This window comes from Leclercia sp. UBA5958 (assembly GCF_002430365.1).
GTDB classification, from domain to species: domain Bacteria; phylum Pseudomonadota; class Gammaproteobacteria; order Enterobacterales; family Enterobacteriaceae; genus Enterobacter; species Enterobacter pneumoniae.
Map to the genome: position 1 here is coordinate 367,116 of NZ_DJCE01000001.1, position 13,838 is coordinate 380,953.

Here is a 13,838-nt window from a genome sequence, read left to right on the forward strand (position 1 = left end):
CCGAAGGGCAGGTTTATCAACGATAGAGCGGTTTTTTCGCGACCGGGACGGGCAGCGCCGTTCGCCACGACTCCAGCGTCAGGCGGGCCAGTTGGGCGAGCGCGCTATAGAATGGATGCTTTGCCTCCTGTTCCAGCACGGAGAGAAAACGCTGACTCCAGGGCAGCAGATGTTCTGCCAGTAGCGCATCGCGGGCATCGTCACGCCCGTTTTCACTCAGCCAGGCTGCGAGCATCAACAGGGTACCGAAATGATCTTCGGGCTCATTTTGCTGAGCCTCAAAGGTTATGGCGTTATCACGCATCCACTGACGCAGCGCGAGCGTCGAGTCACCAAATAGCACCGATTCACGATCCAGCCAAACCGAACCCCATGGCGGAGCCGGTAGCGCATAGGGGCCGATAAAGAGCCGCTGCCAGGCTTCAGGTAACGGTTCATCGGCCGGCGATTGCAGGATCTCAACCACAGGTTGCAGCTGTTCCGATGAAAGAGGCCAGTCGGCGGCCCAGTCCGTTGTGGAGAGGGCCGTTACCAGCGGTGCCGCCTCGGCGCTATCCGGTGCGTACCAGAACAGGGCGCCCAGAACCCGGGCGCTAAAAGCGAAAGATTCGCGATGTAAAACAGAATTCATGCCAACATCCCTTGCAGTGGCGCGGGGCAAACCCGCGCCGGTTTATCCGGCGATAGCCACGCCGGTTGTCATATGCAGACCATAAAAAAGGCCACGGCCGATTAACTCACCCATGACGACCAGAACAAGCCCTGCAGCAAGCCCCCAGGTTTTCGGCGACTGGCGTCGCAGCAGTGGGCACAGCCAGCATCCCAGCCCGGCAGCAAGCAGTATGATACGCCACACCTGCAGCGAACCATACTCCGGTAGCAGGGTACTGGCCTGCTGCACGGAGCTGTGAACAGTGGCGAGCATGTTGCTTTGCAGCACCACCACTGCCACAGCGACCAGCAGCGCCAGGACGCTTAATGCCGCCGCCTGGCTATGGACCTTCACTTTTGCCGCCTGCAATAACAGCGCAGCCAAAATCGGGCCGCCCAACAGCACCGTCAGGAAGAAGCCCAGGGTGGTATATCCATTATGCCAGGTGGGGACGGTATCGATCTGATAGACGCGGGTCATTGCCCAGACAAAACCGATCCCCAGCATTTGGGTGATCACCAGCCAGGCGGTGTAGAGCGCATCCGGCAGTTTCTTCAACATCGCCAGCAACCAGCCGAGGCCGCCTACGGCAAAGAAGAGCGAACCACTGGCGATTTCGTTACTGAGGGCAGAGGCCCCGATGCGGTTCAGGGAGTTAAAGGCCCGCAGCGGCGAGCCCAGATGCAGCACCGAGGCAATAAAGCCTGCCCCCATCACCAGCCAGACAAAGAACATCATGCGCAGGATCCGCTCCCGTGCCGGACCATTACTTTCCCGCATCAGGACAAAGCCCATCACCAGTATTGCCCCCACGGCACACTGCCCAAATACCGTAAAAATGACCAGAGGCCATTCATGCCATCCGCTTCCCATCTCATACCTCCTTCGGATTGGCCAGGTAGCCGGTGGTATCACCCGTTGGTCGGCTGTTGGCATTGGGTTTAATGACAATACTTGGTTTCGTAAAATGCGCCGACGGCAGCGGCGCAACGGCCGCCAGCTTGCCGTGTTTCTGCCGCAGCTCGTCAATCGGGCCGAAGTCCAGCGCACGCAGCGGGCAGGACTCCACGCAGACCGGCTTTTTGCCCTCTGCCACGCGATCGTAACAGCCATCGCATTTGGTCATGTGGCCTTTGGCGGCGTTGTACTGTGGCGCGCCGTACGGGCAGGCCATATGGCAATAGCGGCAGCCAATGCAGACTTCTTCGTTAACCACCACAAAGCCGTCTTCCCGCTTGTGCATGGCGCCGCTCGGGCAGACTTTGGTGCAGGCCGGGTCTTCGCAGTGGTTACAGGCAATCGACAGATAGTAGGCAAAGACGTTCTGCTGCCAGACGCCGTTATCCTCCTGCCAGTCGCCGCCTGCGTATTCGTAAATGCGACGGAAGCTCACGTCCGGGGTCAGATCTTTGTAATCTTTACAGGCCAGCTCGCAGGTTTTGCACCCGGTGCAGCGGCTGGAGTCAATATAAAATCCATACTGGGTGGTCATCGACTACTCCTTATGCCTTCTCAATTTGCACCAGGTTGGTGTGCTGAGGGTTCCCCTTCGCCAGCGGTGAGGGGCGGTGCGTGGTGAGGGTGTTAACGCAGGCACCGTGATCGACGCGATCGCCATTCATGTCGGCGTTATGCCAGGCGCCCTGGCCCATCGCGCTGACGCCGGGCATGATGCGCGGCGTGACTTTTGCGGCAATACGCAATTCGCCGCGTCCGTTAAACACCCGGACCAGATCGCCGTTTTTAATCCCACGCGACGCGGCATCGAGCGGATTGATCCACACCTCCTGGCGACAGGCGGCCTCCAGCACGTCGATGTTGCCGTAGGTTGAGTGGGTGCGTCCCTTGAAGTGGAAACCAAAAAGCTGAAGCGGATAGCGGTCACGCGCCGGATCATCCCAGCCTTCAAAGGTGTGAGCATAGATGGGCAGGGGGCTGATGGTCTCGTCTGGCGCAAGCTCCCAGCGATGGGCGATATCTGCAAGCTTGCTGGAGTAGATTTCAATTTTGCCGGAGGGCGTTTTCAGCGGGTTGTTAAGAGGGTCTTCGCGGAATTTCTTGTACGCCACAAAGTGCCCGGCAGGATCGCGTCGCTTATAGATGCCCATTTTCTTCAGCTCATCATAAGCGGGTAAAAGCGGATCCCGGGCCACCATCTTCGCATAAAGGTATTGCAGCCATTCTGACTGCGTGCGCCCCTCTGTAAATTTATCGTAGACATCCTTGCCGAGACGTTTAGCCACCTCACTCATTATCCAGTAGATAGGTTTGCGCTCAAATTTGGGCGAGGTCGCCGGTTGCAGGAAGATGAGATATCCCATATTCCCGGCGTAGTCGTTAGGGATGATATCTTCCTGCTCTACGGTCATTAAATCGGGCAGCAGCAGGTCGGCGTACTTCGCCGAGGAGGTCATAAAGTTGTCGATCACCACAATCATCTCGCATTGACTCTCGTCCTGCAGAATGGCGTGGGTTTTGTTGATATCCGAGTGCTGGTTAGTGATGCAGTTTCCGGCATAGTTCCAGATAAATTTGATGGGGACATCCAGCTTCTCTTTACCGCGTACGCCATCGCGGGTAGCGGTCATTTCCGGTCCGCGGGCGATGGCATCCGTCCAGCTAAAACAGGAGATTTGCGTTTTGACCGGATTTTCCAGCACCGGCATGCGCTCGATAGTGATGGTATAGGTAGATTCCCGCGCGCCACTGTTGCCACCATGGGTGCCGACGTTGCCGGTAAGGATTGGCAGCATTGCGATGGCGCGCGCACTCAGCTCGCCGTTGGCATGACGCTGTGGACCCCACCCCTGGCTGATATAGGCCGGTTTAGCGCTGCCGATTTCGCGCGCCAGCTTCACAATACGTTCGGCAGGAATACCGGTAATTTTGGCCGCCCATTCAGGTGTTTTGGCGAGACCGTCCTCGCCGTCCCCCAGAATCCAGGCTTTGTAATGCCCGTTGGCCGGGGCACCATCTGGCAGGGTTTTTTCGTCGTATCCCACGCAGTAGGTATCAAGAAAGGCTTGATCAACCCGATTTTCGGTAATCAATACCCAGGCCAGGGCGCTCACCAGTGCGGCGTCGGTGCCGGGACGGATGGGTATCCATTCATCTTCACGTCCGGCCGCGGTGTCGGTATAGCGCGGATCGATGACGATCATTCGGGCGTTTGAGCGCTCCCGCGCCTGTTCGAGGTAGTAGGTAATACCCCCGCCGCTCATGCGCGTCTCCGCCGGGTTGTTGCCAAACATGACGACCAGTTGGCTGTTCTCGATGTCGGAGGTGCTGTTACCCTCGTTGCTGCCGTAGGTGTAGGGCATGGCACAGGCTATCTGTGCGGTACTGTAAGTACCATAATGGCTGAGGAAGCCGCCGTAACAGTTCATCAGGCGTGCCACCAGCGAGGCATACGGGGACGAACGGGTCACGTTGCCGCCAACGATGCCAGAGGAGTAGTTGATGTAGACCGCTTCGTTACCGTACTGGCTTACCACCTTTTTCAGGCTGTCGGTCAGCAGGTTCAGGGCTTCATCCCAGCTGATACGTTCAAATTTTCCTTCGCCGCGTTTGCCCACCCGTTTCATCGGATAGTTAAGGCGATCCGGGTGATTCATACGCCGGCGGATAGAGCGGCCGCGCAGGCAGGCGCGAACCTGGTGATTGCCGTAGATATCTTCGCCGGTGTTATCGGTTTCGACCCGCCACACTTCGTCATCGCGAACGTGCAGACGCAGCGCGCAGCGGCTGCCACAGTTAACAGAACAGGCGCCCCAGACGACTTTATCTTCTGCAGGCTGCGTGGCTTGCTGAACTGCCGCAGCCGCGCTACGTAACCCAAAAGGCAAGGAAATCCCGCCCGCTGCAAGAGCGAGGGAACCGATAGCGGTGGATTTGACGAGGCTTCGGCGACTGATCGCCCCCCAGTGCTGATGATCGGACATAGCTCACTCCATCGTTATTGTTGTGCAAACAATTTCATGCCTGATGATTACCAGGCTAATGACGAAGGGAGTGTTACCTGTTTAGAGGTAGAAAATATTAATCCTTATCAATGAAGAGGGCATTTCCCCCGCCAGGGCGGGGGAAAGTTACTGGGGCTCGGTGGGAGCATTGTCTTGCGTGGCGGCACCGCTTACCGGGTAATTGCCGCTGCTGGTGCGGGTATAGAGAATTTTATAACTGTCATTAGCACAGTGACCAACAACCTGAGTATCGGGTTGATCGCTTTGGTCGTTCGGCACAATGTTGAGGGTAAAACCCGACTCGGGTACGCCATTATTGATAATTCGCTGCTGTATATCGCTTTTAACCCGTTCGCAGGAATCGGGTGCCGCCAGGGCAGCCGGAGCCACGCCAGCCAGCAGCAGTGCAGTAATCAAAGGTAACTGTTTCATAACCGCCTCCTTTAGTTTGGCATCAGGTTAATTTTAGCAGGCTTAGTGTAAACGTCTGTATTTGCTAATATGATTGAGAATTATCTCCAGATTTGGTGAGTTACGTGAAGAAAATTGCAGCCAGTTTAGCCCTGACGACACTGTTGGCGGGATGTGATAACGCCTCAGCACCGCTTTCGTTTACGCCTGAAATGGCAAGCTTTTCTAATGAATTTGACTTTGATCCCCTGCGCGGACCGGTAAAAGAGTTCAGTCAGACTCTGATGAATGAGAAAGGGGAAGTGGCGAAACGGGTCAGCGGTTCGTTATCCACCGAAGGGTGTTTCGATACCCTGGAGATCCACGACATCGAATCGAATTCGGGGGTGGCGCTGGTACTTAATGCTAACTACTACCTCGACGCGCAGACGATGCAGAAAAAGTTGCGTTTACAGGGTAAATGTCAGCTGGCCGAGATGGTTGCTTCAGGCACTTCATGGGAGACCAATGACGCCGGGTTTATTGTCAGCGCGCACGGGAAAGAGACCGATGTTAGCTATCGTTACGATGTGGATGGATATCCGTTGGGCAAGACGAGCGTTTCAGGGGAGCAACGGCTGTCGGTGGCCTCCAAACCTTCTGCGGATCTTCGCAAGCGGCTGGATTATACCGCCGTCAGCATGCTGAACGACAAGACGCTGGGCAACGTCAAGCAGAGTTGCGATTACGATCGCCATGACAACCCCGTGACCTGCGAGCTCCTGATTGTGGATCAGAGCGTAAAACCGGCGCAGGAACACAAATACACCATCAAAAACACAATTGATTACTATTGAGAAACCGCGCAGGGATCTGCGCGGTAAAGTGCAGGGCGATTAGGGTGCCAGGCTGCGGCCGGTGCGGCGGTCAAGGCAGCGCAGGGTATTGGGTTCCCAGTAGGCATTAACGTTCGCGCTTTGCTGGCACTTATCGCGCGCATCAAAGGCCACGTCCTCTTTATCCCACTCTTTCTCTGCGCGGGTATTAACTTTATGGCGCAGGCTGCGGGTGTCGTTCCACTGCTCTTTATCCATTGCAGCGTTCTGACGGCTTTGCGCGCTATCCCCGGATTCGATAATCAACTTGCTAGTATTGGCAGAGACTGGAGCGATAAACATCGCCGCCAGCAGGGCAACCAATCCGAGACGTATACTCATTGTATTCATGGTGATTTTCTCCCGAACGGCGAAGATTCGAAAATGACGCCGTCGATTCTACAACAGTCCATTTTGAGGGCAAAACCACATCAGTTGTGTGGAACGCTTCCTTATAGAGTTGGGTATAATAACTCAACCCCCTCAAAGTACGTTAAATATGATTAAAACAACTTTACTCTTTTTCGCCACTGCAGTTTGTGAAATTTTGGGCTGTTTCCTGCCCTGGCTCTGGCTGAAGCGGGGTGGGTCGGTGTTTCTTTTGCTGCCTGCGGCGGTAGCGCTGGCGCTGTTTGTCTGGTTATTGACTCTGCATCCGGCGGCCAGCGGCAGGGTCTATGCCGCCTACGGTGGTGTCTATGTCTGCACGGCTCTCCTCTGGTTACGGGTCGTGGATGGGGTGAAATTGAGCTCGTATGACTGGGCAGGCGCGGCGATAGCGCTCTGCGGCATGCTGATTATCGTGGCAGGATGGGGGCGCCCCTGAGCGCCTCTTTTTGTGATCCGGTGAGGATTTTTTGATCGAAATACTTGTATGGTAGTAGGCTTATTGCATAAATTTCCTGCATCACAACGCAAGATGTAAGGAACCGGAACATGAAGATTGTTGGGGCTGAAGTATTTGTTACCTGCCCAGGCCGTAATTTTGTCACGCTGAAAATTACCACTGACGACGGTATCGTCGGGCTTGGCGATGCCACCCTGAATGGTCGCGAGCTTTCTGTCGCCTCCTACCTGAAAGATCACCTCTGTCCGCAACTGATTGGCCGCGATGCGCATCGCATCGAGGATATCTGGCAGTTCTTCTATAAAGGCGCTTACTGGCGTCGCGGCCCGGTGACTATGTCTGCTCTTTCGGCCGTGGATATGGCGCTGTGGGACATTAAGGCTAAAGCGGCAAACATGCCGCTCTATCAGCTGTTGGGCGGCGCCTCCCGTGAAGGGGTGATGGTTTACTGCCACACCACCGGCCATAGCATTGATGATGTGCTGGAAGATTACGCCCGCCACAAAGAGATGGGCTTTAAGGCGATTCGTGTGCAGTGCGGTGTGCCGGGTATGAAAACCACCTACGGCATGTCGAAGGGCAAAGGGCTGGCCTACGAGCCTGCCACCAAAGGCAACTGGCCGGAAGAGCAGCTCTGGTCAACCGAAAAATATCTCGATTTCACACCGAAGCTGTTCGATGCCGTGCGGAATAAATTTGGTTTTAACGAGCATTTGCTGCACGACATGCACCACCGTCTGACGCCAATTGAAGCTGCGCGTTTCGGTAAGAGCATCGAGGCGTTCCGCATGTTCTGGATGGAAGATCCTACGCCGGCAGAGAACCAGGCGTGCTTCCGTTTAATTCGTCAGCATACCGTAACCCCGATTGCGGTAGGCGAAGTCTTTAATAGCATCTGGGACTGCAAACAACTGATTGAAGAACAGCTGATCGACTATATCCGCACCACCATTACCCACGCGGGGGGGATCACCGGCATGCGTCGTATCGCCGATTTCGCCTCGCTCTACCAGGTACGTACCGGCTCGCACGGGCCGTCGGATCTGTCGCCGATCTGCCACGCGGCGGCTCTCCATTTCGACCTGTGGGTGCCGAACTTTGGCGTGCAGGAGTATATGGGCTATTCCGAACAGATGCTGGAAGTCTTCCCGCATAGCTGGCGTTTCGACAACGGCTACATGCACCCAGGCGACAAGCCCGGACTCGGCATCGAGTTTGATGAAAAACTGGCAGCAAAATATCCCTACGATCCCGCCTATCTGCCGGTTGCCCGTCTGGAAGATGGCACCCTGTGGAACTGGTAAAGGAGCAGAAGATGAAAAGTATCGTCATCCAGAAACCTGAAGAGCTGGTCATTGAAGAGCGACCGCGGGCAGAGCCCGCAGCCGGGGAGGTGCGGGTTAAGGTGAAGCTGGCGGGAATTTGTGGTTCCGATAGCCATATCTATCGTGGCCATAACCCCTTCGCCAAATATCCACGGGTCATCGGTCATGAATTCTTTGGTGTGATTGATGCCGTGGGCGAGGGGGTTGACCACGCGCGCATAGGGCAGCGAGTCTCTGTCGACCCGGTGATCAGCTGCGGCCACTGCTATCCCTGTTCGGTGGGTAAGCCCAATGTCTGTACCTCACTGGTGGTGCTGGGGGTGCACCGTGACGGCGGCTTTAGCGAGTATGCCGTGGTGCCAGAAAAAAATGCCTGGCCCATCCCGGATACCATCAGCGACAGACATGCGGTCATGGTGGAGCCCTTCACGATTGCCGCGAACGTCACCGGACATGCCAGCCCTCTAGAACAGGATGTGGCCTTGATTTATGGGGCGGGCCCCATGGGCCTGGTTACCACTCAGGCGCTGAAAGGGGTGTACAACGTCAGTCAGGTCATCGTGGTCGATCGTATCGACGAGCGTCTGGAGATGGCGCAACACAGCGGTGCGGACTGGGTGATTAATAACGGCAATGGTTCACTGCAGGCAGAGCTGGAAGCAAAAGGGATCAAACCGACATTAATCATCGACGCGGCCTGTCATCCGTCGATTTTGCAGGAAGCCGTTACGCTGGCATCCCCTGCGGCACGTATTGTGCTGATGGGCTTTTCCAGCGAGCCAAGCCAGGTTGTCCAGCAGGGGATCACCGGCAAAGAGTTGTCGATCTTCTCGTCGCGACTGAATGCCAATAAGTTCCCGGTGGTGATTAGCTGGCTCGAGCAGGGACTTATCGACCCCGACAAACTTATTACCCATACCTTTGATTATCACGATGTTAAAGACGCCATTGAACGCTTTGAAAAAGACCAGCGGCACTGCTGCAAGGTATTACTGACGTTCTCTTAATTATGACGAATGCGGTTTGGTAGTACGCATCTTACCCTGTTGAGATAGCCAATATGACTCAAGTACAACATGAAAGAAGCACCTCTGATCTCGTCAAAGCCGCAGTCTCGGGCTGGCTTGGGACTGCACTCGAATTCATGGATTTTCAGCTCTACTCGCTGGGCGCCGCGCTGGTCTTTCACGAGATTTTCTTCCCGGAACAGTCTGCCGCAATGGCCCTGATCCTGGCGATGGGTACCTACGGCGCGGGGTATATCGCCCGTATCGTGGGGGCTTTTATCTTCGGGAAAATGGGCGACAGCATTGGCCGTAAAAAAGTGCTGTTTATCACCATTACCATGATGGGGATCTGCACCACCCTGATTGGCGTGCTGCCTACTTATGCGCAGATCGGGATTTTTGCGCCGGTGTTGCTGGTCACGCTGCGTATCATCCAGGGGCTTGGCGCCGGGGCGGAAATCTCCGGGGCAGGCACCATGCTGGCGGAGTATGCGCCGAAAGGTAAACGCGGGATCATCTCTTCACTGGTGGCGATGGGCACCAACTGCGGCACCCTGAGCGCCACTGCGATCTGGGCGATTATGTTCTTTGCCCTCGACCGGGAAGAGTTGGTGGCATGGGGCTGGCGTATCCCGTTCCTTGCAAGCGTGGTGGTCATGATCTTTGCTATCTGGTTGCGTATGAACCTGAAAGAGAGCCCGGTCTTCGAAAAGGTGAATGCCGAAGAGGCGCCAGCCGTGACGGCGCCGCAGGAGAGCACTCTGGGGGCGATGTTTAAAAGCAAATCCTTCTGGCTGGCGACCGGCTTGCGCTTTGGTCAGGCGGGTAACTCCGGGTTGATTCAGACGTTTCTGGCGGGCTATCTGGTGCAGACGTTGCTGTTTAATAAGAGCATCCCTACCGATGCGCTGATGATCAGTTCGTTCCTGGGCTTTATCTCGATTCCACTGCTGGGCTGGCTCTCAGATAAGTTTGGCCGTCGCTTACCCTATATTATCCTCAATATTTCAGCCATTCTTCTGGCCTGGCCGATGCTGTCGATTATCGTCGACAAAGCCAACGCGCCAGGGGTGATCATGGCGTCCATTATCATCATCCACAACGTCGCGGTGCTGGGGCTGTTTGCACTGGAAAACATTACCATGGCGGAGATGTTTGGCTCGCGTAATCGCTTTACCCGCATGGCGATCTCGAAAGAGGCGGGGGGGCTGGTGGCGGTGGGCTTCGGTCCGGTGCTGGCAGGAATTTTCTGCAATATGACCGGTGCCTGGTGGCCGATCGCGGTCATGGTGGTGGTCTACTCGGTGATTGGTCTGGTCTCTGCCGTGCTGATGCCCGAAGTGCGTGATCGTGATCTGAGCGCCCTGGAAGATGCAGCCGAAGCAAAGCCTGCGCGGGATGGCGCACGCGCTAAGCAGGGCGCTTTATCCTGATGGCGAATGTTGTCACACAGCTTTTAATAGCTGTCACACCACTTGCCTAAAAGTTAACGTAAATCAATAACCCGGCTTCAACAATCAGTATGGTAGATGGCAGCTCTCTTTTTATAGCTTCTACCATTCTAGTTAGTTTAGTAAGCCGGTGCCGCCGCGACTCCTCTGGGACGCGGCGACGCGCCTGAGATAAATCTTCGCTAAAAGAGTCAATTATGGAAAATCCGTTATTAAAGGCAAACGCGACGCTCCCGCGCTACGATCGAAATACCCTGCAAACGCGCATTGTTCATCTCGGTTTTGGTGCATTCCACCGAGCGCATCAGGCAGTCTACACCGATATCCTGGCGGCAGAGCAGGGCAGCGACTGGGGATACTGCGAGGTTAATTTGATCGGCGGTGAGCAGCAAATTGCCGATCTTCGCGCGCAGGATAACCTCTATACCGTAGCGGAAATGTCTGCCGATGCCTGGACTGCACGCGTTGTTGGGGTGGTCACAAAAGCGCTGCATGCGGATGTGGACGGCCTGGAAACCGTGCTGGCAGCCATGTGCGAACCGCAAATCGCCATCGTTTCGCTGACCATTACGGAAAAAGGTTACTGCCATGCACCTGCCAGCGGGGAACTGATGCTCGATCATCCGTTTATCGTGGCAGACCTGCAAAACCCCCATCAGCCGAAATCTGCTCCCGGCGTGGTGGTCGAGGCGCTATCTCGTCGTAAACAGCGAGGGCTGCCGGCCTTTACCGTGATGTCGTGCGACAACATGCCTGAAAATGGTCACGTTACCCGAAATGTTATTTGTGCTTACGCCCGGGCGGTAGAAAGCGAGCTTGCGGAATGGATTGAAGCGAATGTCACCTTTCCGTCCACCATGGTGGATCGTATTGTGCCTGCCGTTACCGCCGATACGCTGGATAAAATCGCGCACATTACCGGCGTACGCGACCCTGCCGGGGTTGCCTGTGAACCCTTCCGCCAGTGGGTAGTAGAGGATAACTTTGTAGCAGGGCGACCGGCGTGGGAAAAGGCAGGGGCGGAGCTGGTTGCAGACGTTGTCCCCTTCGAAGAGATGAAGCTGCGTATGTTAAACGGCAGCCACTCCTTCCTCGCCTATCTGGGCTATCTGGCGGGTTATCAGCATATCAATGACTGCATGGAAGATACGAACTACCGCCACGCAGCGCAGGCGCTGATGCTCCAGGAGCAGGCGCCCACGTTGAAGGTGAAAGGGGTGGATCTTCACCGTTATGCTGAGCTGTTAATTGCCCGCTACAGCAATCCGGCGTTGCGTCACCGCACCTGGCAGATCGCCATGGACGGTAGCCAGAAACTGCCGCAGCGAATGCTCGACTCCGTGCGCTGGCATCGGGCACATCAACGTAGCTTCCCGCTGTTGGCGCTGGGCGTGGCGGGCTGGATGCGCTATGTGAGCGGAGTAGATGAGCAGGGACAACCTATCGAGGTGTGCGACCCGCTGCTGCCGGTTATTCAGGCGGCGGTACAGCACAGTGAAGAAGGGGTGAGTCGGGTCACGGCGCTATTGGGTATTGAAGCGATTTTCGGCAATGAATTACCGCAGGATGAAATCTTTGTTGAGGCGGTGAAACAGGCTTATCTCACACTGTTGAAGCTGGGGGCGAAGGCGACGGTGGCGCAGTACGCCGCTTCCCGCTGAGTCAGGAGATGCCGCCGTGCGCGGCGGCATGATTCGGCCTCTTAATGCAAACCGAGGCGGATGAGTTCAACCGGTTCGAATCGGCCTTCTACGCCCTCGACTTCTACCGTTTTGCTGCGGCGTACCTGAGCGGCGCTCAGCCCTTCGCTATGAATCGCGCGGATGGTGCCTGTAGTGCCGGTGCTATTAATCATTACCCGGCTGCCGGTGGAAATTGCGTTACGGTTGCGGTCGTAAGTCATCATCATATTTCTCCTCTAATGCTAACCGAAGCGACGTGATGGTTCTTGCCGCTCACGGGATAGTATTAATACGCCTGTAGCGCAGCCGTTTTTTTGTTTTTGATCAAACTCACACTTTTTTATCTCACAGCAAGAATAACTCAGGCCGACATTTCTTTACCTCTTAAGGTAATTTCCTGACGGGACTGTTTAGGAATGGTTTGATTTCATCGTGTCACTCTTAATACCGTTAAGCAACCTGGCTAGCGCAATAAGGAGAGAGACGATGTACAAAAGAATATTGATGCCTGTCGATGTCTTTGAAATGGATTTAAGCGATAAAGCGGTGCGCCATGCTTCTTTTCTCGCTATGGCTGATAATGCCACCATCACGCTATTAAACATTCTGCCGGTCAGCGGACGCGCCATGTTACGAGGTTTCTCGTCAGACATTAAAAAGTTTGAAAACTATATGACGCAAGAGTCAGAAAAGAAGATGAATGACTTGAAGCGGCTATTCGATATCGCGCCGGAAAATATTCAGACGCGGGTACGATTCGGTAACGTGCGCGACGAAATCATTGCCATGAGTGCTGACGGTGAATATGACGTGATTGTTATTGGCTCAAAAAAACCGGGCGTCACCACCCATCTGTTAGGCTCAAACGCCGAATCCGTCTTACGCTATGCCAAAATTCCGGTATTAGTGGTTCGCTAATTATTTTGCCGCATCCTGGTAATATAACAGGATGCGGCAGCATTACTCTTCGCTAAACCAGTCGCTATTTTCTTGACGAATTAACTGCACGGACTCGCCAATCTCCTGCAGATGCAGCGTCATCGCCTTTTCCACCGCATCCCCATCGCGTTTTTCCAGCGCGCTGAAAATATCGTAGTGTTGGCGTAACAGCATCTCGGGCGGGGAGACATGGTCAAGGCTCATATAACGCACCCGATCGATAGTCGCCTTAATGTTCTCAACCGTATCCCACGCCAGCTGGCAGTCGGCGATTTGCGCCAGCTTCTGGTGGAATTCGTCGTCGAGCTGGAAAAAGTCATTAAGTTGCTTGCGCTCAATGGCTATACGCTGCTGGTGCAGATTTTGTTCCAGCAGATAACACTGATTGTCGTTTACCTGGCTGGCGGCGCGGCGGACCACCGCACACTCAATGGCCTGGCGCACGAAACATCCATTACGCACCTGATTAAGCGAGATTTTATTAACATAGCTGCCGCGCTGCGGACGGATCTGGATAAGTCCATTTTCAGCCAGTTTGATAAAAGCTTCACGCACTGGCTGACGGGAGACGTCAAAGCGCACGGAGACCTCTTTTTCCGACAGCGGCGTTCCCGGCGGAATCAGGCAACGCACAATATCGCGGCGCAAAATGCGGTAGATTTGCTGGTTGACGGGCTGTGTAGGATTAAGTTGCGATTCTGCGGCCAT

Annotated in this window: 15 protein-coding genes; 7 read left to right on the top strand and 8 right to left on the bottom strand. The window is 55.2% G+C overall.

The window, feature by feature from the left end:
• Positions 1–16: 16 nt before the first annotated feature.
• The 5 genes from dmsD to B2Q93_RS01845 form a co-directional block, all read right to left on the bottom strand.
• Positions 17–631, bottom strand: coding sequence for a Tat proofreading chaperone DmsD (gene dmsD / locus B2Q93_RS01825; protein ID WP_286931671.1), 615 nt, complete (start codon positions 629–631; stop codon positions 17–19).
• Positions 632–673: 42 nt separating this feature from the next.
• Positions 674–1,525, bottom strand: coding sequence for a dimethyl sulfoxide reductase anchor subunit family protein (locus B2Q93_RS01830; RefSeq protein ID WP_233804460.1), 852 nt, complete (start codon positions 1,523–1,525; stop codon positions 674–676).
• Position 1,526: 1 nt separating this feature from the next.
• Complete coding sequence (locus tag B2Q93_RS01835; protein WP_040075798.1) at positions 1,527–2,144, bottom strand: DMSO/selenate family reductase complex B subunit; 618 nt, start codon at positions 2,142–2,144, stop codon at positions 1,527–1,529.
• Between the two features lie 10 nt (positions 2,145–2,154).
• On the bottom strand, positions 2,155–4,593 hold the full coding sequence (gene ynfE / locus B2Q93_RS01840; RefSeq protein WP_286808880.1) for a selenate/tellurate reductase subunit YnfE: 2,439 nt from the start codon (positions 4,591–4,593) through the stop codon (positions 2,155–2,157).
• A gap of 147 nt (positions 4,594–4,740) precedes the next feature.
• Complete coding sequence (locus B2Q93_RS01845; protein WP_207293691.1) at positions 4,741–5,046, bottom strand: DUF1161 domain-containing protein; 306 nt, start codon at positions 5,044–5,046, stop codon at positions 4,741–4,743.
• Positions 5,047–5,150: 104 nt separating this feature from the next.
• Here B2Q93_RS01845 and B2Q93_RS01850 point away from each other — a divergent pair, with 104 nt between their 5' ends.
• Positions 5,151–5,861 (top strand): YnfC family lipoprotein, encoded by a 711-nt coding sequence (locus B2Q93_RS01850; protein ID WP_207293692.1) that lies wholly within the window; start codon positions 5,151–5,153, stop codon positions 5,859–5,861.
• Between the two features lie 39 nt (positions 5,862–5,900).
• Here the strand turns inward: B2Q93_RS01850 and B2Q93_RS01855 are convergent, their stop codons facing one another.
• Positions 5,901–6,230 carry a DUF1283 family protein gene (locus tag B2Q93_RS01855; protein ID WP_233804646.1) on the bottom strand — a complete coding sequence of 110 codons (330 nt, stop codon included), beginning with the start codon at positions 6,228–6,230 and terminating at the stop codon, positions 5,901–5,903.
• A 148-nt stretch (positions 6,231–6,378) separates the two neighbouring features.
• On the opposite strand from B2Q93_RS01855, the gene B2Q93_RS01860 reads away from it, so the two are divergent.
• The 5 genes from B2Q93_RS01860 (at position 6,379) to B2Q93_RS01880 (ending at position 12,170) form a co-directional block, all read left to right on the top strand.
• Positions 6,379–6,705: a YnfA family protein gene (locus B2Q93_RS01860; RefSeq protein WP_046885568.1), complete on the top strand. Its 327-nt coding sequence runs from the start codon at positions 6,379–6,381 to the stop codon at positions 6,703–6,705.
• A gap of 110 nt (positions 6,706–6,815) precedes the next feature.
• Positions 6,816–8,030 (top strand): starvation-sensing protein RspA, encoded by a 1,215-nt coding sequence (rspA, locus tag B2Q93_RS01865; protein WP_040075792.1) that lies wholly within the window; start codon positions 6,816–6,818, stop codon positions 8,028–8,030.
• A gap of 11 nt (positions 8,031–8,041) precedes the next feature.
• Positions 8,042–9,058 carry a Zn-dependent oxidoreductase gene (locus tag B2Q93_RS01870; protein WP_286931672.1) on the top strand — a complete coding sequence of 339 codons (1,017 nt, stop codon included), beginning with the start codon at positions 8,042–8,044 and terminating at the stop codon, positions 9,056–9,058.
• Positions 9,059–9,111: 53 nt separating this feature from the next.
• Complete coding sequence (locus B2Q93_RS01875) at positions 9,112–10,491, top strand: MFS transporter (protein WP_040075790.1); 1,380 nt, start codon at positions 9,112–9,114, stop codon at positions 10,489–10,491.
• Between the two features lie 215 nt (positions 10,492–10,706).
• Positions 10,707–12,170, top strand: a complete 1,464-nt coding sequence (locus B2Q93_RS01880) for a mannitol dehydrogenase family protein (protein ID WP_286931673.1) — start codon at positions 10,707–10,709, stop codon at positions 12,168–12,170.
• 41 nt (positions 12,171–12,211) lie between these two features.
• Here B2Q93_RS01880 and ydfZ read toward each other — a convergent pair whose 3' ends face one another.
• Complete coding sequence (gene ydfZ, locus B2Q93_RS01885) at positions 12,212–12,415, bottom strand: putative selenium delivery protein YdfZ (protein ID WP_040075787.1); 204 nt, start codon at positions 12,413–12,415, stop codon at positions 12,212–12,214.
• A gap of 262 nt (positions 12,416–12,677) precedes the next feature.
• Here ydfZ and B2Q93_RS01890 point away from each other — a divergent pair, with 262 nt between their 5' ends.
• Entirely contained in the window at positions 12,678–13,109 is a 432-nt protein-coding gene (locus tag B2Q93_RS01890; RefSeq protein WP_212478051.1) for a universal stress protein, read from the top strand.
• A gap of 42 nt (positions 13,110–13,151) precedes the next feature.
• Here B2Q93_RS01890 and B2Q93_RS01895 read toward each other — a convergent pair whose 3' ends face one another.
• The gene (locus B2Q93_RS01895; protein ID WP_040075785.1) at positions 13,152–13,838 is read right to left on the bottom strand and encodes a GntR family transcriptional regulator; all 687 of its coding nucleotides are present in this window, start codon (positions 13,836–13,838) and stop codon (positions 13,152–13,154) included.